Annotated in this window: 20 protein-coding genes; 8 read left to right on the plus strand and 12 right to left on the minus strand. The window is 72.2% G+C overall.

Annotated elements, in window-relative coordinates:
• Positions 1–196: 196 nt before the first annotated feature.
• A complete protein-coding gene (locus OG974_RS19230; RefSeq protein ID WP_327285687.1) occupies positions 197–820 on the plus strand; it encodes a flavin reductase family protein in 624 nt (207 codons plus the stop codon).
• Between the two features lie 126 nt (positions 821–946).
• On the opposite strand, the gene OG974_RS19235 is transcribed toward OG974_RS19230, so the two are convergent.
• Genes OG974_RS19235 through OG974_RS19245 form a run of 3 tightly spaced genes read right to left on the minus strand, consistent with a single transcriptional unit; the run spans position 947 to position 4158 of the window.
• Positions 947–2014 (minus strand): Zn-dependent alcohol dehydrogenase, encoded by a 1068-nt coding sequence (locus tag OG974_RS19235; protein ID WP_327283932.1) that lies wholly within the window; start codon positions 2012–2014, stop codon positions 947–949.
• Entirely contained in the window at positions 2011–3222 is a 1212-nt protein-coding gene (locus tag OG974_RS19240; protein ID WP_327283933.1) for an acyl-CoA dehydrogenase family protein, read from the minus strand. Before OG974_RS19240 ends, OG974_RS19235 begins: the two co-directional genes overlap by 4 nt.
• A 15-nt stretch (positions 3223–3237) precedes the next feature.
• Positions 3238–4158 (minus strand): SDR family oxidoreductase, encoded by a 921-nt coding sequence (locus OG974_RS19245; protein ID WP_327283934.1) that lies wholly within the window; start codon positions 4156–4158, stop codon positions 3238–3240.
• Between the two features lie 109 nt (positions 4159–4267).
• Here OG974_RS19245 and OG974_RS19250 point away from each other — a divergent pair, with 109 nt between their 5' ends.
• The 3 genes from OG974_RS19250 to OG974_RS19260 all read left to right on the plus strand — a co-directional run bounded on the left by OG974_RS19250 (position 4268) and on the right by OG974_RS19260 (position 7132).
• Positions 4268–5194, plus strand: a complete 927-nt coding sequence (locus OG974_RS19250; RefSeq protein ID WP_329313822.1) for a cyclase family protein — start codon at positions 4268–4270, stop codon at positions 5192–5194.
• A gap of 85 nt (positions 5195–5279) precedes the next feature.
• Positions 5280–6482, plus strand: coding sequence for a sensor histidine kinase (locus OG974_RS19255; RefSeq protein WP_327283936.1), 1203 nt, complete (start codon positions 5280–5282; stop codon positions 6480–6482).
• Complete coding sequence (locus OG974_RS19260; protein ID WP_327283937.1) at positions 6479–7132, plus strand: response regulator transcription factor; 654 nt, start codon at positions 6479–6481, stop codon at positions 7130–7132. The genes OG974_RS19255 and OG974_RS19260 overlap by 4 nt, the downstream gene beginning before the upstream one ends.
• A 168-nt stretch (positions 7133–7300) precedes the next feature.
• On the opposite strand, the gene OG974_RS19265 is transcribed toward OG974_RS19260, so the two are convergent.
• The 4 genes from OG974_RS19265 to OG974_RS19280 all read right to left on the minus strand — a co-directional run bounded on the left by OG974_RS19265 (position 7301) and on the right by OG974_RS19280 (position 11395).
• Complete coding sequence (locus OG974_RS19265) at positions 7301–7771, minus strand: ATP-binding protein (protein WP_327283938.1); 471 nt, start codon at positions 7769–7771, stop codon at positions 7301–7303.
• A 323-nt stretch (positions 7772–8094) separates the two neighbouring features.
• Positions 8095–9021, minus strand: a complete 927-nt coding sequence (locus OG974_RS19270; RefSeq protein WP_327283939.1) for an acyl-CoA dehydrogenase family protein — start codon at positions 9019–9021, stop codon at positions 8095–8097.
• A gap of 5 nt (positions 9022–9026) precedes the next feature.
• Positions 9027–10190: an acyl-CoA dehydrogenase family protein gene (locus OG974_RS19275; RefSeq protein ID WP_327283940.1), complete on the minus strand. Its 1164-nt coding sequence runs from the start codon at positions 10188–10190 to the stop codon at positions 9027–9029.
• On the minus strand, positions 10190–11395 hold the full coding sequence (locus tag OG974_RS19280) for an amidohydrolase family protein (RefSeq protein WP_329313826.1): 1206 nt from the start codon (positions 11393–11395) through the stop codon (positions 10190–10192). Before OG974_RS19280 ends, OG974_RS19275 begins: the two co-directional genes overlap by 1 nt.
• A gap of 139 nt (positions 11396–11534) precedes the next feature.
• Here OG974_RS19280 and OG974_RS19285 point away from each other — a divergent pair, with 139 nt between their 5' ends.
• The gene (locus OG974_RS19285) at positions 11535–13136 is read left to right on the plus strand and encodes a class I adenylate-forming enzyme family protein (RefSeq protein WP_371643868.1); all 1602 of its coding nucleotides are present in this window, start codon (positions 11535–11537) and stop codon (positions 13134–13136) included.
• A gap of 472 nt (positions 13137–13608) precedes the next feature.
• Here OG974_RS19285 and OG974_RS19290 read toward each other — a convergent pair whose 3' ends face one another.
• Complete coding sequence (locus tag OG974_RS19290; RefSeq protein WP_327283943.1) at positions 13609–14127, minus strand: EF-hand domain-containing protein; 519 nt, start codon at positions 14125–14127, stop codon at positions 13609–13611.
• Between the two features lie 302 nt (positions 14128–14429).
• On the opposite strand from OG974_RS19290, the gene OG974_RS19295 reads away from it, so the two are divergent.
• Both OG974_RS19295 and OG974_RS19300 read left to right on the plus strand, forming a co-directional pair.
• Positions 14430–15008: a sigma factor gene (locus tag OG974_RS19295; protein WP_327283944.1), complete on the plus strand. Its 579-nt coding sequence runs from the start codon at positions 14430–14432 to the stop codon at positions 15006–15008.
• Positions 15005–16282, plus strand: coding sequence for a zf-HC2 domain-containing protein (locus OG974_RS19300; protein ID WP_327283945.1), 1278 nt, complete (start codon positions 15005–15007; stop codon positions 16280–16282). Before OG974_RS19295 ends, OG974_RS19300 begins: the two co-directional genes overlap by 4 nt.
• 60 nt (positions 16283–16342) lie before the next feature.
• Here OG974_RS19300 and purU read toward each other — a convergent pair whose 3' ends face one another.
• Both purU and OG974_RS19310 read right to left on the minus strand, forming a co-directional pair.
• Entirely contained in the window at positions 16343–17218 is an 876-nt protein-coding gene (gene purU / locus OG974_RS19305; protein WP_327283946.1) for a formyltetrahydrofolate deformylase, read from the minus strand.
• Positions 17219–17232: 14 nt separating this feature from the next.
• A complete protein-coding gene (locus OG974_RS19310) occupies positions 17233–17679 on the minus strand; it encodes a hypothetical protein (protein ID WP_327285688.1) in 447 nt (148 codons plus the stop codon).
• A 195-nt stretch (positions 17680–17874) separates the two neighbouring features.
• On the opposite strand from OG974_RS19310, the gene OG974_RS19315 reads away from it, so the two are divergent.
• Positions 17875–19149 carry an ABC transporter substrate-binding protein gene (locus tag OG974_RS19315; RefSeq protein WP_327283947.1) on the plus strand — a complete coding sequence of 425 codons (1275 nt, stop codon included), beginning with the start codon at positions 17875–17877 and terminating at the stop codon, positions 19147–19149.
• A 21-nt stretch (positions 19150–19170) separates the two neighbouring features.
• On the opposite strand, the gene OG974_RS19320 is transcribed toward OG974_RS19315, so the two are convergent.
• Both OG974_RS19320 and OG974_RS19325 read right to left on the minus strand, forming a co-directional pair.
• On the minus strand, positions 19171–20802 hold the full coding sequence (locus OG974_RS19320) for a hypothetical protein (RefSeq protein WP_371643871.1): 1632 nt from the start codon (positions 20800–20802) through the stop codon (positions 19171–19173).
• A gap of 112 nt (positions 20803–20914) precedes the next feature.
• Positions 20915–22294, minus strand: coding sequence for a transcriptional regulator (locus tag OG974_RS19325; protein ID WP_327283949.1), 1380 nt, complete (start codon positions 22292–22294; stop codon positions 20915–20917).
• Between the last annotated feature and the right edge of the window lie 108 nt (positions 22295–22402).

A 22402-nucleotide genomic window follows, 5' to 3' on the forward strand; every position in this document is an offset into this window, starting at 1 on the left:
TAGCGGCTGCGGTCGCGTTCGCGGCTGCGGCCCGTACGCCTCTGGTGTCCCCATGGCCCCCACTCCCACGAATTGAACATGTTCAATCAGCGGGGACGATACACGCCCCGCGGCGCCTTTCCGAGTCCCCGGCCCGCGCCCCTTCCCATCTGACGGAGCGTCAGGTTCAATCGGGAACGTGATGGGACACGCAGGGATGGCGGCCACCGTCGTCCGATACCTCAGGTCAGTCGGCTCCCCCACCTCCGCCCCGTCGGAGCAGGACCCGGACCACGGCCGCGTCGACGCGCTGCCGCGCCCCGACCTACGGGCCGTCGCAGACGACGAGCGCGCACCCGTCAGCCCCGCCGAATTCCGGGCAGTACTCGGGAACTTCGCCAGCGGTGTCACGGTCATCACCGCCCCGCCCACCGAGGACGGCGGCGGGCCCGCCGGCTTCGCCTGCCAGTCCTTCGCGTCGCTGTCCCTGGACCCGCCCCTGGTCACGTTCATGGTGGCCCGTACGTCGACCACCTGGCCGCGGATCGCCCGCGCCGGGGTGTTCTGCGTCAACATCCTGGGCGCCGGGCAGGGCGAGCTGTGCCGGGCCTTCGCGATGAGCGGCGCCGACAAGTTCGCCGGCGTCGCCCACGCCCCCGCCCCCGCGACCGGGTCGCCCCGACTCGCCGAGGTGCCCGCCTGGATCGACTGCCGGATCCACGCCGTGCACACCGGCGGGGACCACCTGATCGTGGTCGGCCGGGTCGAGGCCATGGGCGCGGCCGGGGAGGGCGAGCCGCTGCTCTTCCACAAGGGCCGCTTCGGCCGCTTCAGTCCGTGACCGGGCCGCAGCCCCGCACACCTTGATCACGAGACCGGTCGCCCCGGAGGTGCCGGTCGCCGGCTTCCTGCGGGGCGCCCGCTCCACCACCGACCGCGAGGCCGGTGGTGGAGCGGGCGCCCCGCGTCAGAACGTGAGCACCCCGCGGGCCACGCGGCCGTGCCGGGCGTCGTCCACGGCCTTGGCGAAGTCCTCGATCGGGTAGACCTCGGTGACGAGTTCGTCGAGCAGCAGCCTTCCCTGCCGGTAGAGCTCGGCGTAGAGGGCGATGTCCCGCTGCGGGCGGGAGGAGCCGTACCGGCAGCCCATGATGGTCTTGTCGAGGTACATGGACGAGACCTGGAAGGAAGCCTCTTCCTTGAAGCCGGGCACCCCGAGGAGGACCGCCTGTCCGTGCCGGTCGAGGAGGTCGACGGCCTGGCGGATCAGCTTGACGTTGCCGACGCACTCGAAGGCGTGGTCGGTGCCCGTCGGAAGGATCTCGCGGACCGCCGCCGAGGAGTCCGTCACGGCCGAGGCGTCGATGAAGTGCGTGGCCCCGAACTGCCGGGCCACCGCCTCCTTCGCCGGGTTGGCGTCCACCGCCACGATGGTGCCCGCGCCCGCGATCCGGGCGCCCTGGAGCACGTTGAGCCCGATGCCGCCCGTGCCGATGACGACCACCGACTCGCCGTGGTCGACCCCGGCCCGGTTCAGTACGGCCCCCACGCCGGTCAGGACGCCGCAGCCGATGAGCGCCGCCGAGGTCGGCGGGATGTCGGCCGGGATCTTCACGGCCTGGACGGCCTTGACGATCGTCCGTTCCGCGAAGGCCGAGTTGGAGGCGAACTGGAACAGCGGCTTCCCGCCGCGGGAGAACGGCTGCCCCGGCATTCCGATCGCCTTGCGGCACATGGTGGGCCGGCCCCGGTCGCAGTCGGCGCAGGCCCCGCAGTTCGCCAGGGTCGACAGGGAGACGTGATCACCCGGCGCCACGTGCGTCACTCCGGTCCCGACCGCCTCCACCACCCCGGCGCCCTCGTGGCCCAGTACCACCGGTGGCGGGAAGGGTATCGTCCCGTCGATCACCGACAGGTCGCTGTGGCACAGCCCGGCCGCCGTGATCGCGACCAGCACCTCCCCCGGCCCCGGGTCGCGGATCTCCAGATCGTCGACCACCTGGGCCTGCTTGCCGTCGAACACGACGCCTCTCACCTGGGCTCCTTAGGCAGGCCGAGCACGCGCTCGGCGATGATGTTCCGCTGGATCTCGTCCGAGCCGCCGTAGATCGTGTCGGCGCGGGTGAACAGGAACAGGCGCTGCTCCTCGTCGAGTCCGAGTTCGTACGGGAGGCCGGGCGCCCAGTCCGCGGGCCCGGCGCAGGCCGTAGCTCCCCGGACCGCGACGGCCAGCTCGCCGAGCCGCCGGTGCCAGCCGCCCCACAGCAGCTTGGCCACGCTCGGGGCGCCCGGATCGCCGGTGGTGCCCAGGGTCCGCAGGGCGTTCCAGCGCATGGTGCGCAGTTCCGCCCACTGCCGTACGAGGCGGTCGCGCAGTACGGGGTCCGCCGCGCCCGAGGCCAGGCAGACCTCCACCACCCGCTCCAGCTCTGCCGCGAACCCGATCTGCTGGACCAGTGTGGACACCCCGCGTTCCAGGGCGAGGAGCCCCATGGCCACGGTCCAACCGTTGCCCTCCCCGCCGACGACCTCTGCGGCCACCGCCCCGTCGAAGAACACCTCGTTGAACTCCGAGGTCCCCGACATCTGGCGGATCGGCCGGACCTCGACCCGCCCGGGCTGGTCCATCCGTACGAGCAGGAAGGACAGCCCGTGGTGGCGCCGGGAGCCGGGCTCGGTACGGGCCAGTACGAAGCACCAGTCGGCTTCCCGGGCGAGCGAGGTCCAGATCTTCTGCCCGGTGACGCGGAACGGGCCGTCGGTTCCGGGGCGGGGTTCGCGCACCGCCGTCGTACGGATGCCCGCGAGGTCCGAGCCGGCGTCCGGCTCGCTGTACCCCTGGCACCACAGTTCCTCGCCGCGCGCGATGGCGGGCAAGAAGCGGTCCCGCTGCTCCGGGGAGCCGTACGCGATCAGGGTCGGCGCGAGGAGGTTCTCGCCGATGTGGCCGACCCGGCCGGGGGCGCGCAGCGCCGCGTACTCCTCGGCCCAGACGACCTGGCCGGTGAGGGAGAGCCGCCGGTTGCCGTAGCCCTCGCCCGGACCGGTCACCCAGCCCTGGCCGATCCAGCCGCCACGGCCGAGTTCGCGTTCCCATGCGCGCCGGGCGTCGATCCCCTCGTGCTCGCTGCCGGGCCCGCCGCGGCCGAGGACCTGCACGTACGGGCCCACGAGGTGCTCGGTGAGCCAGGCGCGGGCGCGGACGCGCAGTTCCTCGTCGTCGGGCCCGAAGCTGAAGTCCATGTCGTCGGGGCTCCCCTACGCGTTGGGGCGGTCCTTGGCGGCCGCCGCCTTGGCCATGGCCTCCAGCTGCGCGAGCATCGGCATCGGGTCCGTGCCGACCGTCCCGGGCAGGAAGTCGGCGATCTTCTCCGGTGTCCAGGAGCCTTCGGCGTAGCCGGCGCGCAGCTCGCGCGGCTGCGCCCAGACGGCGATCTTCGGTCCGGCGATCGTGTAGACCTGCCCGGTGATCCTCTCGCCGCCGGTGGCGACCGCCTTGTCGGAGAGGAGGTAGGTGACCAGGGCCGCGACGTCCTCCGGTTCGCCGATCTCCTTGAGCTCCATGGGAACGTTCGCCGACATGCGGGTGCGGGCGACGGGTGCGACGGCGTTGGCCGTGACGCCGTACTTGGCCAGGCCCAGGGCGGCGGAGCGGACGAGGGAGATGATGCCGCCCTTGGCCGCGCTGTAGTTGGCCTGGGCGACGGAGCCCTGGTGGTTGCCGCTGGTGAAGCCGATGAGGGTGCCGGAGCCCTGGCGGCGCATGACGGCGGATGCGGCGCGGAAGACGGTGAAGGTGCCCTTGAGGTGGGTGGCGACGACGGGGTCCCACTCCTCCTCGGACATGTTGAACAGCATCCGCTCGCGCAGGATGCCGGCGACGCACACGACGCCGTCGATGCGGCCGAACTGCGCGAGGGCGGTGTCGACGATGCGCTGGCCGCCCGCCATGGTGGAGATGTCGTCGGCGACGGCGACGGCCTCGCCGCCGCCCGCGATGATCTCCTTCACCACGGCTTCGGCGATCTCGCTGGTGGGTTCGCCGCCTTCGATGCCGACCCCGTAGTCGTTGACGACGACCCTGGCGCCCTCGGCGGCCGCGGCGAGTGCCACGGCCCGTCCGATGCCCCGGCCCGCACCGGTGACGGCGACGACCTTGCCTGCCAAGAAGTTCCCCACGCCCGACCCCTTCCCGCGTTTTCTGACGGACCGTTAGATTCTATGGGCAGTCGGATGCGGCTGCACAAGCCCCCGTTCACATCTCCCGCGACAAGGAGCCGATGAGGCCATGGGCATGCCCCCCGAGTTCCACGACATCGCCAAGCGCATCAACAACTGGGGCCGCTGGGGCGCTGACGACGAGATCGGCACCCTGAACCTGATCACCGACGAGGTCGTCCGGGCGGCCGCGGCAGGGGTCCGCTCGGGCCGCCGGATCCCGCTCGCGCTCCCGCTCAAGGAGGACGGGGTCCAGGCCGGCCTGATCCCCGGCCGGATCAACCCCCTGCACACGATGGTGCAGATCAACCAGGAGCTCTTCGGGCCGGGCACGGTGGCCTGCAGCGACGACGCCGTGACCATGGGGCTCCAGGCCGGGACGCACTGGGACGCGCTCACGCACGTCTCCCACTCGGGGAAGATCTACAACGGCCGCCCGGCCGGCACCGTCACGGCCCACGGGCGCGCCGAGTTCAGCGGCATCGAGAAGGCCGGGCACATCGTCTCGCGGGGCGTCCTGCTGGACGTGGCCGCCGCGAAGGGCCTCGACCGACTGCCCGGCGGCCACGCGGTGACCCCCGAGGACCTGGCGCAGGCCGAGGAGTTCGGCGGCGTGACCGTACGCGCCGGGGACGTCGTTCTCGTCCGGACCGGGCAGATCCAGGTCTACCTGGCGGGCGACAAGCACGGCTACGGCTTCCCCTCGCCCGGACTGTCCGTCCGTACGCCCGAGTGGTTCCACGCGCGGGACGTGGCGGCCGTCGCCAATGACACCCTGACCTTCGAGATCTTCCCGCCGGAGATCGAGAACCTGTGGCTGCCGGTGCACGCCCTGGACCTGGTCGAGATGGGCATGCACCAGGGCCAGAACTGGAACCTCGAAAAGTTGTCCACAGCCTGTGCAGAAGAAAACCGGTACGACTTCCTGCTGTCGGCCATGCCGGAGCCGTTCGTCGGCGGCGTGGGCACCCCGGTCGCCCCGGTGGCCGTCCTCTGAGGCACCCGCCGGGCGCCGGCACCATCCTCCGGGCTGCATCCCCGGGGCCGATGCCGGTGCCCGCAACGGTCGTTAGTGTCGCGACATGGACACCTCATCAGCGCAAACGGGCGGGAGACGGACGGCGTCACGGTGGCAGACCGCGGCCCTCTGGACGGGGGCCGGGCTGATCGCCTTCGCCCTCTCCTGCCTCGCACCGCAGCAGGCCCCCCTCGGCATCGGGCCCCGGATCTTCGACGTGGGGCCGCTCATCGGCATCCTCGGAGTGGCGACCGCTGCCTTCCTGGTGCGGCGGGCACCGCTCCTGACGCTCGGCCTGATGCTCCTCGCCACCCACCTCATGCTGTTCCTGACCAACGCGCCCGGGCTCACGCTCGCGCTGGTGCTGCCCACCGCGGTCGCGCTCGGCACAGTCGCCGCCACCCGCTCGCGGAGAACGGCCCTGGCGGCAGTGAGCGTCACCGTCCTGGTGCTGCTGGTAGCCCAGTTCGCCGTGCCCGCGCGCGGGTTGTCGATCCCGCTCGTCCAGAGCCAGCTGCCGATCGTCGTCCTCTCCTGGCTGATGGGGGAGTCGGTGCGGCGCGGCCGCGAGTCCGCCGCGCAGGCGCACGCCCGGGCCACCGAGCAGGCCCTCACCGACGAGCGGCTGCGCATCGCCCGCGAGTTGCACGACATGGTCGCCCACAGCATCGGCGTCATCGCCATCCAGGCCGGGGTCGGCAGCCGGGTCATCGACACGCAGCCCGCGCAGGCCCGCCAGGCCCTGCAGGCCATCGAGGCCACCAGCCGCGAGACCCTGGCCGGCCTGCGCCGCACACTGGTCGCCCTGCGCCGCAGCGAGCCCGCGTCGCTGGCGCCCGCGCCGGGCCTGGACGGCATCGACCGGCTCGCCGCGACCGCCGCGAGCGATACGGACCTACGCGTGGACGTGGTGTGGTCGGGGGACCGGCGGCCGCTGCCGTCCGACATCGAGCTGGCCGCGTTCCGCATCGTGCAGGAGGCACTGACCAACGTCGTCCGGCACGCGCGGGCCGATGCCTGCCGGGTGGGCATCGCGTACGGGCCGGGCGAACTGGCCCTGGAGATCAGCGACGACGGGCGGGGCGCCACGGAAGACGACCCGGCCGGCGCCGGATTCGGGATCACGGGCATGCGGGAGCGCACCGCCGTGCTGAACGGCCGGTTCGAGGCCGGGTCCCTGCCGGGGGGCGGCTTCCGGGTGGCGGCGGTCCTGCCGCTGGAACAGGAACGACGAGGGCCCGCCCCGGAACGGGAGGAGAAGCGATGAGCGACATCCGCGTCCTGCTCGCCGACGACCAGCCCCTGGTGCGGTCGGGACTGCGCGTCCTGATGGCCGACACCCCGGATCTGGAGGTCGTGGGTGAGGCCGCGAACGGCGCCGAGGCGGTCCGGCTGACCGCCGAGCTGGCCCCCGACGTGGTGGTGATGGACATCCGGATGCCGGAGATGGACGGCATCGAGGCCACCCGCCGGATCACGGCCGGCCCGGGCGCGGCCCGCGTGCTGATCCTGACCACGTTCGACGAGGACGAGCACGTGTACGGGGCGCTGCGCGCCGGTGCGAGCGGTTTCGCCGTGAAGGACATGGCGCTGGACGACCTCCTCGCGGCGGTCCGTGTGGTCGCGGCGGGCGACGCCCTCATCGCGCCGGGCGTCACGCGCCGTCTGATAGCGGACTTCGTCTCGGGGGCGGCGCCCGGCCCCGAGCGGGTCCCGGCGATCACCGGTCGGGAGCAGGAGGTGTTGACCCTCGTGGGGCGCGGCCGGTCGAACGGCGAGATCGCGCAGGACCTGTACATCACGGTGGCGACGACCAAGTCGCACGTGGCGCGGCTGCTGACGAAGCTGGACGCCCGCGACCGGGTGCAACTGGTCATCAAGGCGTACGAGATGGGGCTGGTCACGCCGCCCAGGTGAAGGCGGCGCGGTCCAGCGGGTGGCGGCGTACGGTCGTGCGCGCCCCGAGCGCGGCACGGCAGCCGCCACCCCACGACCCGCACTCGTCAAGGTCTGCCCTTGGCGTCCCCTCGCGACGAATCGCTCAGTACAAGGGTGATCAACAGTTGACGAACCGTCAACACCTCGTTAGAGGTACACGCGCGGTTCCCGAGTCGACCCGCACACCCTGTTCGAGCCTTCGCCCCGCTCGGATGCGCGCTCCCCGGGCCTCTCGGCGCGGTCGACCTCGCACCAGATCCGCTTGCCGGCGCCCTCGCGCTGCCAGCCCCAGCGGTCGGCCAGTCCGTCGACCAGCTCCAGCCCGCGCCCGCCCGTGTCGTCGCCGGCGGCCTGCCGCCGGGCCGGCCCGCGGGCGCTGGTGTCGGCCACCTCGACGCGTACGCCCGGCTCCCCGAAGAGCATCCGCAGGACGGCCGGACAGCCGGTGTGCACGACGGCGTTGGTCACCAGCTCCGAGATCAGCAGGATCAGCGTCTCGGCGAGCGGTTCGTCGTCCCCTATGCCCGACCCCGCCAGCCGGGACCGCGCCCAGCGGCGGGCCCGGCCGACCTCGGCGGGATCCGGTCCTACCTCCAGCTGAACCTGAAGCACCTGCACCGCTCACACCATCCGAACCGGCGGACACTTCGCCTCGCGACAGGACGGGATCACCGAGTGTGATCCCCTTGCCGAGCAGCATGGTTGACATACAGTCACCACAACAAGCGCTTCGGGCATATTCCAGCGCGAAGGAGTAGGCATGGTGCATACTGCGCGTCGCTCGCGCTGCTGGGCCGCTCGCATTCCCGGGAGCGTACCGGAGCAGGCCCCCGTCTCCGGGCCGCAATGGGGCGGGCCAAGGACACAAACCGATATCAACTCTCTGTAATCGGACATGCGTCCCGCGTCGTCCCGACCGTGCCCCGTTCCGTGACAGCGAGCTACTCTGCGACGGCCGCCAGCTCCGCCGCGAGCAGTTCCTCGGCCTCGCCCGCCGTCCGCCACTGCTCGGCGCGCACCCAGGCCCGTTTGAGGTGCAGGTGCACATCGGCCTCCCAAGTGAAACCCATTCCTCCGTACACCTGCAGGCAATCCCGGGCATTGCGTACGGCGGCCCCGTCGGCCAGCATCTTGGCCCCGGCCACCTCTGCCGGGTCCGCGGTCACCGCTGCCGCGTAGAGCGCCGTACGGGCCACCTCCGCCCGCACCAGCATCTGCGCGCACAGGTGCTTGACCGCCTGGAACGCCCCGATCGGCTGCCCGAACTGCTCGCGCTCGCCCGCGTACCGCACCGCCAGCTCCACCGTGCGCAGCGCGCTGCCGACCTGGAGGGCGGCCGTCAGCAGCGCGCCCTCGTCCCGATACGCGGCCGCCGCGGCTGCCGCAGCCGCCGCGTCCCCGGCGCCCTCCGGTGCGGCCACCCGGTGCAGCGGGGTGAGCGGGTCGGCGCAGCGCACCGGCTCGCCCGGAGGGAGCGACGCCGCACCGAGTACCGCGTCCGCGTCCGCGAGGTGGGCCACCAGCGGCCCGCCGAGGTCGAACGCGGTGACCACGGCGGTGCCCGCCGCCGCTCCCGGGACCGCTCCGGCCGCCAGGTGCGTGGCGACCAGCGGCCCCGGCAGCAACGCCCGCCCGGCCTCCTCGAAGACGAGGACCGCCTCCGGCAGCCCGAGCCCGACCCCGCCGTCCGCCTCCGGGAGCCGCAGGGCGAAGAACCCGGCCTCACCGAGCTGCCGCCACAGTTCCCGGTCCAGGGCCCCGCCGGAGTCCACCGAGGCCCGTAGCGCCTCGCGCCCGTACCTGCCCGCCAGCAGTTCCCGTACGCCGGCCCGCAGGTCCCGCTGCTCCTCGGTCAACCGGAAGTCCACGGCCCTCACCGGCCCTTCGGGAGGCCGAGGATCCGCTCGGCGACGATGTTCTGCTGGATCTGCGAAGTGCCCGCCGCGATCGTGTACGAGAGGGACGAGAGCCGGTCCAGCACCCATTCCTCGTCCAGCGCGAGCGAGTCCGCGCCCAGCACCTCGGCGGCGGCGTCGTACAGCTCCTGCCGGGCGTGCGAGTAGGCGAGCTTGAAGACGGAGCCGCCGACGCCGGGGACCCCGCCGGAGGCCTGGGACTCGCTGACGTTCCACTGTGTGAGCCGCCACAGGGCGCCGAACTCCCCGTACAACCGCCCGAGGCGGCGCCGCAGCACCGGATCGTCCCAGCGGCCGTTCGCCCGCGCGGTGCGCGCGAGCGCACCCAGGGTGCGGCGGCAGGCTACGACCTCGCCGACGAAGGCCGTCCCCCGCTCGAAGGAGAGGGTGACCATGGTGACGCGCCAGCCGTCGTTCTCGGCGCCGACCCGGTTCGCGACGGGCACCCGGACCTCGTCGAGGAACACCTCCGCGAACTCGGTCGACCCGGCGAGCGTGCGCAGCGGCCGTACGGTCACCCCGGGCACGTCCATCGGCATGGCCAACCAGGAGATCCCCCGGTGCTTGGGGACGCTCTCGCTGACGGGGTCCGTGCGCACGAGCAGCTCGCACCAGTCGGCGACCTCCGCGTGCGAGGTCCAGATCTTCGAACCGGTGATCACGTAGTCGTCGCCGTCCCGCACGGCGCGGGTCCGCAGCGCGGCCAGGTCGGAGCCCGCGCCGGGCTCGCTGAACCCCTGGCACCACACCTCGTCCCCGCGCAGGACGGGCGGCAGCCAGCGCGCCCGCTGCGCCGCCGTGCCCTCGGCGGCGATGGTCGGGCCTGCGTGCAGCAGGCCGACGAAGTTGGCGCCGACGTACGGGGCGCCGGCCCGCTCGGTCTCCTCCAGGAAGATCAGGTGCTGGGTGGGGGTTGCCCCGCGGCCGCCCGCGTCCACGGGCCAGTGCAGGCCGGCGTACCCGGCGTCGTAGAGCCTGCGCTGCCAGCCGGTGTCGTAGGCCCGTCGGCCCGGCCAGTCGTCGGGGGAGGGTCTGGCGGGCAGCTCGGGCAGCGTCTTGCCGAGCCATTCACGCAGCCGGGCCCGGAAGTCCTGCTCCTCCGCGGTGGGGGTCAGGTCCATCAGCGGCCCTTGCGGTCCTGGTCGAAGGACAGGCCGAGCATGCGGATGGCGTTGCCGCGCATCAGCTTGTAGACCGTCTCCTCGTCGAGGCCCTTCACGTGGTCGAGGGCGACGTCCTTGGTGTGCGGGAAGGTCGAGTCGACGTGCGGGTAGTCGGTCTCGAAGGTGGCGTTGTCGCGGCCGACGACGTCGAGCGAGGCGATGCCGTGCTTGTCGCGGAAGAAGCAGCAGAACATCTGCCGGTAGTAGTACGTGGACGGCGGCTCGGGGATCAGGTCGCGGACCCCGCCCCAGGCGCGGTGCTCCTGCCAGACGTCGTCGGCACGTTCGAGGGCGTACGGGATCCAGCCCATCTGGCCCTCGCTGTACGCCAGCTTCAGCGTCGGGAACTTGACCAGCACCCCGCTGAACAGGAAGTCCATCATCGAGGCCATGGCGTTGTTGAAGCTGAGCGAGGCCTGGACGGCGGGCGGCGCGTCGGGCGAGGCGGCGGGCATCTGGGAGCTGGACCCGATGTGCATGTTGACGACCGTGCCCGTCTCCTGGCAGACGTCGAAGAAGGGGTCCCAGTAGCCGGAGTGGATGGAGGGGAGCCCGAGGTAGGTGGGGATCTCGGAGAAGGTCACCGCGCGGACCCCGCGGGCGGCGTTGCGCCGGATCTCGGCCACGGCGAGGTCGATGTCCCAGAGCGGGATGATGCAGAGCGGGATGAGCCGGCCGCCGCTGTCGCCGCACCACTCCTCGACCATCCAGTCGTTGTAGGCGCGCACACAGGCGAGGGCGACTTCCTTGTCCTTCGCCTCGGCGAAGGTCTGGCCGCAGAAGCGCGGGAAGGTCGGGAAGCAGAGGGAGGCCTCGACGTGGTTGAGGTCCATGTCGGCGAGGCGCGCCTTGGGGTCCCAGCAGCCGCGGCGCATCTCCTCGCGGGTGATGCCTTCGAGGGTCATGTCGTCGCGGTCGAAGCCGACGGCGGCGATGTTGCGCTTGTACGGGAACTTCAGGTCCTCGTAGATCCACCAGTCGGTCGGCGGACCGTCGGGGTCCATGGAGATCACGTACTTGCCGCCCGTGTACGCGAGCTCGCCGATGCCCGCGGTGAGCGGCTTGGGCCCGCGATCCCGGTACTTGGCCGGCAGCCAGACGTCGAAGAGGTGTGCGGGTTCGATGACGTGGTCGTCGACGCTGATGATCCGAGGCAGTTCCATGGTTTCCCCTCGCCGCAAGCCGAATGAATCTGATGGATCGTCAGAAACAAGCTAGCTCCGCCACCCCTGGACCGACAAGCGCCGGAGCCCTACGCTCTCCGCTTGATCTGACGTACCGTCAGCCAAGGGGAGGCCTGGGATGTCGGGCAGCACGGACAGCACGGACAGCACGCAATCAACGGGAAGCGCGGGCAGCAGGGACACCGCGGTACGGCTGGGCCGGTCCCCCACCCTGTGGGAGCTGATCGTCCGGCGGGCCGCGCTGACCCCCGGCGCGCCGGTGCTGATCGAGGCGGCCGACGCCCCCGCCGACGACCGCACCCTCACCTTCGCCGAGCTGCGCGACCGCTGCGAACGCGTCGCGGCGGGCCTGTACGGGATGGGCGTACGCCCGGGCACGGTCGTCGCCTGGCAACTGCCCACCCGGATCGAGACGGTCCTGCTCTCCCTCGCCCTGGCCCGGATCGGGGCCGTCCAGACCCCGGTGATCCCCTTCTACCGGGACCGCGAGGTCGGCTTCGCGCTGCGCGAGTCCCGGGCCGAGTTCTTCGCCGTCCCGGGCGTCTGGCGGGGCTTCGACCACACGGCCATGGCCGAGCGGCTCGGCGCGCGCGGGATCTTCGAGGCCTACGACTCCCTCCCGGACGGGGACCCGGCCACCCTGCCCCCGCCGCCCGCGGAAGGCACCTCCGTCCGCTGGATCTACTGGACCTCGGGCACCACCTCGGACCCCAAGGGCGTCCTGCACACCGACCGGTCGCTCATCGCGGGCGGTTCCTGCCTGGCCCACGCCCTGCACCTGTCGCCGGACGACGTCGGCTCGATGGCCTTCCCGTTCGCCCACATCGCCGGCCCCGACTACACGGTGATGCTGCTGCTCTACGGCTTCCCGGCGGTCCTCTTCGAGAAGTTCGCGATGCCGGACGCGCTGGCCGGCTACCGGCGCCACGGGGTCACGGTCGCGGGCGGCTCCACGGCCTTCTACTCGATGTTCCTCACGGAGCAGCGCAAGGCCCCGGGCGTCCCGCTCATCCCGACCCTGCGCCTGCTCGCAGGGGGCGGCGCCCCGAAGCCGCCGGAGATCTACCACGCCGTCGTCCGCGAACTGGGATGCCAGCTGACCCACGGCTACGGCATGACCGAGGTCCCGATGATCACCATGGGCGCCCCGGACGACACCGCGGAACACCTCGCCACGACGGAGGGCCGCCCCCCGGCTGGCATGACGATCCGCATCACGACGCCGGACGGCGAGCCGCTCCCCCCGGACACGGACGGCGAGGTCCGGCTGCGCGGCGAGGCGGTCTGCCAGGGCTACCTCAACCGCGACGCCCGGTCCGAGGTCTTCGACGCCGACGACTACCTGATCACGGGCGACCTCGGCCACCTCACGAAGGACGGCTACCTGGTCCTGACGGGCCGCAGCAAGGACGTCATCATCCGCAAGGGCGAGAACATCTCCGCGAAGGAGATCGAGGACCTGCTCCACCAGCTCCCGGCGATAGCCGACGTGGCCGTCATCGGCCTCCCCGACCCGGAACGCGGCGAACGCGTCTGCGCGGTCGTCGAACAGCCCCCGGACGCGGCCCCGCTGACCCTGCCGCAGCTGACGGCACACCTGCGCGCCCAGGGCCTGTCCCCGCACAAGCTCCCCGAACAGCTGGAACTGGTCGACGCCCTCCCCCGCAACGACGCCCTGCGCAAAGTCCTCAAGTACAAGCTGCGCGAGCGGTACGCGTAGTCCGGCCGCCGGCCAGGACGGGCGCCGGACCGTCCTTACCGCCGGTGAGGTTGAACGGTCTCCGGTTAACCGGATCGGCCGTTGAACGGTCTCCCGTTGAAGCGGCAACTCCTTGTGGTGGCGGGCCGGAGGAGACTCCCGGGCGCTCTCGCCACGGCCGGGGCCGGGAAGGGCGTCGTAGATGAGACATCCTCCCGTGACCACGGCCGAGCCGGCGGTTCTTGGGGACGCGGGAGAGCGACACCCTCCCGACGACCAAGGAGTCACGGTGTCCGGGGAACTGCTCTTCTACCAAGCGGACGACGGCACCATCGCCACCGCCCGGATCGACACCAACGGCAGCTTCACCGGCCTGACCGAAGGACAGCTCAGCACGGGCTGGGACCTGATCACCAGCGTGGTCCGACCGGCCGGCCGGGCACGCGGACCCGCCGTGCGGCGGGGTGGCCGCACGGCGGTCCGGGGTTGGGGGCTACGCGTCCGGGGCCTCGACCCCGCAGTAGGCCGCGAACGCCGACAGGATCTCGTCCTCCGAGATGCGGCCGTCGCCGTCGCCGTCCAGGGCCGTCGCCACCACCCCGGCCAGCTCGGCCGGGGTGCCCAGGACGTGCAGGACGCGGGTCGCCGCCGCCGGGGTCGCGCCGCCGCCGTCCTCGTCGGCCACCGCGATCACCGCGCGCAGGAACGGCCGCGCGATCTCCGCGAACCGCTCCGGGTTGTCCCGCAGCCGCTTCGCCGCCCCGGTGATGTACTCCTCGCGGGTCACCCGCTGGTCCCCGTCGACGTCCGCGATCCCGGCCATCCCTTGCCAGAAGGCCTCCGCGCCCGCGAAGACGGCCTGGCCCTTGTCCGACCGCGCGGTGGTGCCGAATTCGGCCAGCACCGCCTTCGCGGCCGCGCTGAAGTCCTCGCGATCGATATAGCCGTTCCCGTCCTGGTCGAAGGTGGCGAATCGGGCGGCGATCTTGCGCTCGTATTCTGCGCTGTCCATATCCGGTATTCCGCCTTCACATGTGCGGTGGGGTGCAGTTCAAGACAAGGCAGGAGCGTAAGCCCTACGTGGCCTGCCCGTTAAGCGAAGTCGTCAAGCAGGTGGCCGCATCGAACCCGCGCACGGGGAGCGCGGCAGGGCGCGCACACCTGTGCCCACGTGCCGCACCGCGTCCCACGGTTCACAGCGCGCATCCCACCTATCACGCAGGGCACTCTTCCAGGGCCGGGTTCCCCCAAAACGGGCGCGAACCCGTCAGTGCCCATTACATTCGATGCGTCGACACACGGCTGGGGGCAGTTATGCCGAAGGACGTACCACCGCGCTGGGACCGCCGCATGCAGCAGCGCCTCGCCCGCGGCGAGGCAGCCGCGCTCGGAGAGCTGTACGACCGTTTCGCCTCGCTCGTGCACAGCCTTGCGCACCGGGTCCTCGGCGACGAGAAGGCGGCGGACCGCATCACGCGCGAAGTGTTCGGCTACATCTGGCAGAACCCCGAAGCGTATGACCCCAAGCAGGGCTCCATGCGCTCCTGGGTCGCCCGGATCACCCAGGGCCAGGCCGTGGCCCGGCTGCGCCAGGCCGAACTGGGCCGCGGCTCTCGCGAGGAGCTCGAACAGAAGGTGCGCAGTGCCAGCGCCGCCGCCCGCGCGGACTACATCGTCACCTCCATGCCCGCGCCGCTGCGCGCCGCCCTGGAACTCGCGTACTTCAAGCGCCGCGACTACCGGCAGGCCGCCGCCGACCTCCAGATCAGCGAGGACGAGGCCCGGCGCCGGCTGCGCCTGGGCCTCCAACTGCTGTCGACCGCCAACGTCCTCCCGCAGGAGGACGCCGCCCTGCCCGGATACGGCCCGCCCGGATATGGAACGCCCCGATGAACGGCCCCGCCGACCCGCCCGCCGACGGATACGAGGAGCAGCGCCCCGAGGGTCCGCCGCGCATACCGGGTCCGCGCGGGGCCGCAGATGACCTCGACCCGCGGCACGCACCGGATCCGCTGCCCGACGCCTGGCCCGACGCACCGCCCGAGCCGGCGCCACAGCCGCCGCAGCCGCCACGGACCCATGCCGTACTGAAGTCCCTGCTGGGCGCGTGGGCGCTCGCGGCGTGCTCCGCCGAGGAGACGCAGGCGGTGGAGGACCACCTCACCGAGTGCGCGCCCTGCGCGGAGGAGGCGCTGCGGCTGCGTGACGCGGTGGGGCTGCTGCACCCCGAGGAGAGCCTCGACCTCAAGCCGCTGCTGCGGTCCCGGGTGCTGGAGGACTGTCTCGGCAAGCGGCCGGCCCGGATCCCGGTGCCGGGGTGGGCGACCCCGTACGACACGGAGACCGCCCGGCTCGACGCGCTGCTGCGGGACTTCGGCGACTCGGAGTGGCAGACCCCGGTACGGCTCAAGTGGTTCGAGGAGGAGTGCCAGCGGACCCGCCGGACGACGGTGGCCGGGGTGATCGGGCACCTGCTCACGGTGGACGGGCTGATCGCGACGGCCCTGGGCCTGGACGACCCGCTGGGCCCTGCGGCGCCCGTCGACGCGACGGACCGTACCGAGCACTACTGGAGCTCCGCCGCACAGCCCCTCACCCGGCAGATCCGCGAGCCGTGGCGGGAGCAGGGGCACACGCTGGTGCGGACGGTGTCGTTCGCGGGGCGGAGCGTCGGGGAACTGGCGGTGGACTACGGGTCCTTCGCGCTGCCGCTCGGGGACGCGTTCCTGGAGCGGGCCTTCGAGTGCTGGGTGCACGCGTGGGACATCGCGGAGGCGGTCGACTACCCGTACGACCCGCCGTCCGGGCCGAACCTGAACCGGATGATCGACCTGGCGGCGCGGCTGCTGCCGAGCGCGCTCGCCCACCGGCGGCGGGCGGGCCTGGCGGCCCCGGCCCGGAGCCTGGTCGCGGCGGGCGCACCCGGCCGGACCCTGCACCTGGAGATCGAGGGCTCCGGCGGCGGCAGCTGGGACATCGCCCTGGACTCCCCGGCGGCGAAGCCGTCCCCGGAGCACACGGTGGCGCGGATCGCGCTGGACGGCGCCGAGTTCTGCCAGCTGGCCGCGGGGCACATCTCCCCGGAGGAGGCGGCAGTGGGCCAGCACGGCGACCGCGAAGCCATCCGCGACGTCCTCTTCGCGGCGGCGTCCCTGAGCCGCCTCTAGGGCGCGCGCCGTCCCGGTTCGGCCCGTCGGGCCGAACCGGTGCGGCAGGTGCGGCAGGTGCTACGCGAAGACGACGGTGCGGGTGCCGTTCAGGAGCACGCGGTGCTCGCTGTGCCACTTCACCGCACGGGCCAGCGCCTGGCACTCCACGTCGCGCCCGATCGCCACCAGCTGGTCGGGAGTCACCTCGTGGCCCACCCGCTCGACCTCCTGCTCGATGATCGGCCCCTCGTCCAGGTCGGCCGTCACGTAGTGCGCGGTGGCGCCGATCAGCTTCACACCGCGGGCGTGCGCCTGATGGTAGGGCTTCGCGCCCTTGAAGCTCGGCAGGAAGGAGTGGTGGATGTTGATGATCCGCCCGCTCAGCTCCTTGCACAGGGTGTCCGACAGCACCTGCATGTACCGGGCCAGGACCACGAGCTCCACGTTCTCGGCGCGCACCAGCTCCAGGAGCTGCGCCTCCGCGTCCGCCTTCGTCTCCTTCGTCACGGGGATGTGGTGGAAGGGGACGTCGTACGAGCGGACCAGCTCGGAGAAGTCGGTGTGGTTCGAGACCACGGCCGCGATGTCGACGGGCAGCGCGCCGATGCTCGTACGAAACAGCAGGTCGTTCAGGCAGTGCCCGAACTTCGACACCATCAGCACGATCCGCATGCGGTCGTCGGAGCGGTGCAGCTCCCAGTCCATCCGGAAGGAGTCGCCGATCGCTGCGAAGCTGGCCCGCAGCTTGTCCAGCGTCACCGGAGCGTCGGCCGAGAAGTGGACCCGCATGAAGAAGAGGCCCGTGTCGTGGTCGCCGAACTGACGGCTGTCCTCGATGTTGCATCCGGTCATGAACAGGTAACTGGACACGGCATGCACGATGCCCTGCTTGTCCGGGCATGACAGGGTCAGTACGTACTGCTGGGGGGCCTGGGCCTGCGGGTCGTCGCTCATGACCCCACAGCCTTTCACACCGCGCGGGTCAGGATCCTCAGCACTTCCAGCGACCGCGGCGCAGCGTCCGGTTCGTCCCCGTCCGCGGTGGCCAGCCGTACGTGCGCCTCGCGTGCGGCGCGTACCGCCTCGGGCCAGGCGTGGTGCTCCAGGTAGGCGGAGACGGGGGCGTCGGGGCCGACCTGGTGCAGGATCCGCAGCACCCGCAGCACGGCGAGGTCCACGAGCGCGGCCTCCTGGGAGTCGCGGAAGATCGTGCCGACGTACTTGTCCGCGGACCAGCTGTCGAGCCAGGTGTCCTCGACGAGGCGGTACACGGCGTCGGTGACGTCCCCGTACCCCTCTGCACCGGCGAGCCAGGTCTCCTCGTGGAAGACCGGGTCGGAGAGCATGTGAAGCGCCGAGCGCACATTGCTGCGCCAGCGCCACCACGGCATGTCGTTCAGGGGCATGCCGCCCATGGTGGAGGAGCGGCCGCCGCGGCGGGAAGAGTTCTTCGAACCTTGGGCGAATGTCACGCTTGCGATCGTACGTTCACGGATTGTGCGATCTTGAAGCACCTGTGCGCATCGCTCTCCGGCAATTCACCTTCACGTCACCCTTTGTTGTGTCCATCTCACTCTCCAGTTACCCGCGGGGCGGAAGTGTGCGTGGACATGACCGAATGGCGACGCACGGCTCTTCTCTCGCGCTCCCTGGTGGCAACGACGATGGGCACCTGTCTCGTCGCCGGATGCGGGGTACTCCCCGGAGGCCCGGGGGGCTCCGGGGACACCCTGACGGTCATGACCTTCGCGCCGCAGGACACCAACGCGACCAATATGCCCGGAATGCCCGGCATGGCCAAGGCTTATGAGGCCTGGGTCAATTCCAAGGGCGGGATCAACGGGCACAAACTGCGCGTACTGACCTGCAACGAGAAGAACACCCCGAACGGCGCCGCCGACTGCGCCCGCAAGGCCATCGACGAGAAGGCCGTCGCGGTCGTCGGCTCGTACAGCCAGCACGGACGCGCCTTCATGGCCCCGCTGGAAGCCGAGGGCATCCCCTTCATCGGCGGCTACGGGGTCTCCTCCGAGGAGTTCCAGAGCACCCTCTCCTACCCCGTCAACGGTGGCCAGCCCGTTCTCCTGGCCGGTGCCGGACACCAGCTGGGCCGGGCCTGCAGCCAGGTCGCCATCGTCCGCCCGGACACCCTCGCGGGCGACTCCATGCCGATCCTGCTCAACTCCGGCCTGAAGGCCAACAAGATGCCCGACGCCAGCGACATCCGGGCCGCCGAGGACTCCTCGAACTACGTCCCGCAGGCCCGCGAGGCACTTGCCGACTCCTCCGGCGGCAAGGACCGGGGCTGCGTCACGGCCGTGCTCGGCGAGCGCACGGAGACCTTCTTCGACGCCTTCCGCCGCGAGGACGCCAAGCACAAGAACCCGCAGATCTCCTCGGTACTCGGCAGTGTCAGCCAGGCCGTGGTCGACCGCACCGGCGGCAAGGAGAGCCCCTTCGAGGGCGCGTACCTCACCAGCTGGTACCCGGTGGCGGCCGACGCACTGTGGGAACCGATGCGCAAGGTGATCTCCGAGCACGCCTTCGGCAACGACGCCGTCGACCCGGACGACAGCGGGACGCAGACCACCTGGATCGCGTACACCGTGCTCAGCGAGACCCTGAAGCGGTTCAAGTCGGGCGAGGACATCACGGCGCGCACGGTGGCGCGCAAGCTGAACCAGGAAGAGCCCGTCAAGACCGGCGGGCTGACCCCGGACCTGAGCTGGCGCTACAAGGACATGCGCGCCGTCGCCGGCTTCCCGCGCATCGTGAACGGGCGCGTCACCTTCCAGGTCGTCCAGGCGGGCCGGCTCGTCGCCCAGCAGGGCGAGCAGTCCATGGACATGACGCAGACCCTGGAACAGGCGCCCGGCGCGGCGTAGGCGCCGGGGGCCGGCCCCCGGCTACAGCTGGGACTTGTCCCGCTTGGTGAGGCCGTACTTGGCCGCGATCGCGTTCCACAGGCCCGCGGCCGACTCCTTCGCCTTCGTCGCCTCACCGCTCGCCTTGTTGCCCTCGGCGGCGTGGCCGGTGTTCTTGGCCTGCCCGTCCTTGCAGCCCTTCTTGTCGCCGGCGGTCTCGTCCGCCCAGGCCGCGTAGTTGTTGTCGGCGGACCCGGAGGACTGCCAGGCCTTGGTGAGCGCGGCCGCCAGCTTCACGTTGTCGGGCAGCTTGTCCATCTTGGTGTCCTGGAGGCGCGTGACGAGCTCCTCGCGCTGGCGGGCGGCGTCGCGCAGGTCGTTCGCCGCCTGGCCGAGGTTGCGGCAGCCCTTGATGTCGTCGACCGAGCGGATCACGGCGGCCCGGCTGTCGTTGCTGTCCGCGAGGAGCTTGTCCAGCTGGACCGCCTGGGACCGGGCCGGATCCACGGGTGCCTGGTCGGCCGCGGAGGCCGAGCTTCCGGCGCCGGGCGTCGCGGCCGCCGCCGCGGGGTCGTTGTTCTGCTGCTTGCCGTCGCTGAGCAGCGCGCCGACGCCGAGCCCGACGACGACCAGGCCGATGACGACGGCGGCGATCACTCCGACCGGCACGCGCCGGGACGTCTCCGGTGGGGGCGGGGGCGGCGCGTACTGCGGCTGCTGCTGCTGCTGCTGGAACTGTTGCGCCTGCTGGGGCTGCTGCGCCTGCTGCGGCCGGGCCTGGGGTGGTACGGGGTGCTGCCCGCGCGGCGGATAGCCCCGCGGCGGCGGCTGCCGCAGTACCGGCTCCTGTACGGGCGGCAGCTGCCGGGTCTGCCCGTCGTCGGCGCCCTCCCCGCGGAACAGCGCGTCGAACCCGTCGGTGACGGGCGGGATGTACTGGGTGGCGGCCTCGTCGTGCGCGGGCGCGGCCGGGACGGGCGGGATGTACTGGGTGGCCGCCTCGTGCTGCCCAAACGCAGCCGGAACCGGCGGAATGTACTGCGTGGCACCCTCACCAGAACCGGCCGCAGCCGGAACCGGCGGGATGTACTGTGTCGCCGCCTCATGATGCCCCGGCCCGGCCGGCACCGGCGGAATGTACTGAGTGGCGCCCTCACCAGAACCGGCCGCAGCCGGGACGGGCGGGATGTACTGGGTGGCCGCCTCGTGCTGCCCGGGGGCCGCCGGCACCGGCGGAATGTACTGCGTGGCCGCCTCATGATGCCCGGGCGCAGCCGGAACCGGCGGAATGTACTGCGTCGCCGCCTCGTGCTGCCCCGGCCCGGCCGGCACCGGCGGAATGTACTGAGTGGCACCCTCACCAGAACCGGGCCCGGCCGGAACGGGCGGGATGTACTGCGTGGCCGCATCGGGCAGCGGCGGGTAGCCGTACCCGTGCGGCTCCCCCGGCCCCTCGTAGCCGGGTCCCACGACGTGCCCGGGTGTCGGCTGCCCCGGCGGCGGCGGATAGCCGTACGCGGGCTGACCCGGCTGGGACGGGGCCGGCGCCGGCGGATAGCCGTAGGCCGGCTGCCCCGGGTTCTGCGGGGGCTGCGGGTACGCCGGGTCGGGACCCCACGGCGCACCGGCCTGCGGGGCCGCCTGCTGGCCGCTCCCTTGTCCGCTCTCCGACACCGGGACTCCTTCGCCGACTTTTCCGATACTCCGAACTACGGAACCGTCGGCTCACGCTACCCGGTCACCCCGCCCCCGTCAGGTCCACCCGCCCCGCCGCTCGCCGTCCCCGTCAGGCCACGACCTCCAGGCGGGCGGTGAACTCGCGGGCCGCGGGCTCGTCGCGGTACGGGGCGAGCCGGGTGCGGAAGTCGTCCAGGTACTCCGCGCCGCGGGTCGAGCGGAGCCCCGACAGCAGGTCCGCCGCCTTCGCGGCGCTCTGGCAGGCCTGTTCCACCTCCCGCTGCTGCACCTGCGCGGCCGCCAGCAGCAGCAGCCCGATCGCCCGGCGCCGCTCCTTGCCCGCCGGGAGGCCGCGCAGGGCCTCCTCCGCCTGCCTGGCCGCCGCGTCCGCCTGGCCCAGGTCCCGGTGGCAGTGCGCCAGCTCGTCCGCGAGGTACGCCGCGTCGAAGTGCCGGATCCACACCGGGTCGTCGCCGGACTCCGGTTCCGCCCGCTCCAGCGCGGTCACCGCCCGCGAGGACAGCACCGCCGTGGCCCGGGCGTCGCCCAGCAGGGCGTGCCCGCGCGCCTCGGCGGCGTAGAACATCGCCTCGACCCGCGGTGCGACCTGCCCGCGGGTCCCCTCCTGCGCGGCCCGGGCGAGCTGCGCGATCTCCCGCGGATTGCCCAGTTCCGCCGCGAGGTGGCTCATCGACGCCGCGAGGACGTAGCCCCCGTACGCCCGGTCCCCCGCCGCCTGCGCCAGCCGTAGCGCCTGGATGTAGTAGCGCTGCGCCAGGCCCGGCTGCCCGGTGTCGACCGCCATGTAGCCGGCCAGTTCGGTCAGCCGGGCCACCGCCGCGAACAGGGCCCGCCCGACCGGCTCCCGGTACGAGCCGCCGATCAGCCCGGACACCACGGAGTTGAGGTAGTGCACCACCACGGGCCGCACGTGCCCGCTGCCGAAGCGGTGGTCGAGGTCCTTCAGGGCGTCGGTGGTCGCCCGTACCGCCTCCACGTCCGGCATGCCGACGCGCGAGCCGCCGCTGCGCGCCACCTGTGCGTCGGCGCCGGTGATCAGCCAGTCGCGGCTGGGTTCGACGAGCGCCGACGCGGCCACGCTCGACCCGGACAGGAAGTCGCGGCGGCCGACGTCGCTCCGCCACAGCTCGCTGACCTGCTCGATGGCGCCGATGACGGTCGGGGAGAACTGGAGGCCGATGCCGGAGGCCAGGTTCTTGCCGTTGGCCATGCCGATCTCGTCGATGGTGACGGTCCGGCCGAGTTTTCGCCCCAGCGCCTCGGCGATGATGCCGGGCGCCCGGCCGCGTGGCTGCTGGCCGCGCAGCCACCGGGCCACGGAGGTCTTGTCGTAGCGGAGATCGAGGCCGTGTTCGGCCCCGCACATGTTGACGCGCCGGGCGAGCCCGGCGTTCGAGCACCCGGCTTCCTGGATGAGCGCCTGTAGCCGTTCATTCGGCTGGCGCGCGACGAGAGGCCTGGCTGCCATGAAAACCCCCAGTAGCCGCGGGTGATCGTTGGAATGATCACTTCCCGCCTGATGTGCGGAGAATCATCCGCTCTGCGTCGTGTCGCTACCCAACTCCGGCGCCCCGAC

This window comes from Streptomyces sp. NBC_00597, assembly GCF_041431095.1.
In the GTDB taxonomy this organism is placed as follows: Bacteria; Actinomycetota; Actinomycetes; order Streptomycetales; family Streptomycetaceae; genus Streptomyces.

Coding starts and splice junctions, on each gene's coding strand:
- OG974_RS19260 (WP_327283937.1), top strand. CDS start 6,479: ATGAGCGACATCCGCGTCCTGCTCGCCGACGACCAGCCCCTGGTGCGG.
- OG974_RS19285 (WP_371643868.1), top strand. CDS start 11,535: ATGTCGGGCAGCACGGACAGCACGGACAGCACGCAATCAACGGGAAGC.
- OG974_RS19310 (WP_327285688.1), bottom strand. CDS start 17,679: ATGGGCGGCATGCCCCTGAACGACATGCCGTGGTGGCGCTGGCGCAGC.
- OG974_RS19325 (WP_327283949.1), bottom strand. CDS start 22,294: ATGGCAGCCAGGCCTCTCGTCGCGCGCCAGCCGAATGAACGGCTACAG.
- OG974_RS19290 (WP_327283943.1), bottom strand. CDS start 14,127: ATGGACAGCGCAGAATACGAGCGCAAGATCGCCGCCCGATTCGCCACC.
- OG974_RS19255 (WP_327283936.1), top strand. CDS start 5,280: ATGGACACCTCATCAGCGCAAACGGGCGGGAGACGGACGGCGTCACGG.
- OG974_RS19275 (WP_327283940.1), bottom strand. CDS start 10,190: ATGGACCTGACCCCCACCGCGGAGGAGCAGGACTTCCGGGCCCGGCTG.
- OG974_RS19300 (WP_327283945.1), top strand. CDS start 15,005: ATGAACGGCCCCGCCGACCCGCCCGCCGACGGATACGAGGAGCAGCGC.
- OG974_RS19250 (WP_329313822.1), top strand. CDS start 4,268: ATGGGCATGCCCCCCGAGTTCCACGACATCGCCAAGCGCATCAACAAC.
- OG974_RS19280 (WP_329313826.1), bottom strand. CDS start 11,395: ATGGAACTGCCTCGGATCATCAGCGTCGACGACCACGTCATCGAACCC.
- OG974_RS19230 (WP_327285687.1), top strand. CDS start 197: ATGGCGGCCACCGTCGTCCGATACCTCAGGTCAGTCGGCTCCCCCACC.
- OG974_RS19295 (WP_327283944.1), top strand. CDS start 14,430: ATGCCGAAGGACGTACCACCGCGCTGGGACCGCCGCATGCAGCAGCGC.
- purU (WP_327283946.1), bottom strand. CDS start 17,218: ATGAGCGACGACCCGCAGGCCCAGGCCCCCCAGCAGTACGTACTGACC.
- OG974_RS19315 (WP_327283947.1), top strand. CDS start 17,875: ATGACCGAATGGCGACGCACGGCTCTTCTCTCGCGCTCCCTGGTGGCA.
- OG974_RS19240 (WP_327283933.1), bottom strand. CDS start 3,222: ATGGACTTCAGCTTCGGGCCCGACGACGAGGAACTGCGCGTCCGCGCC.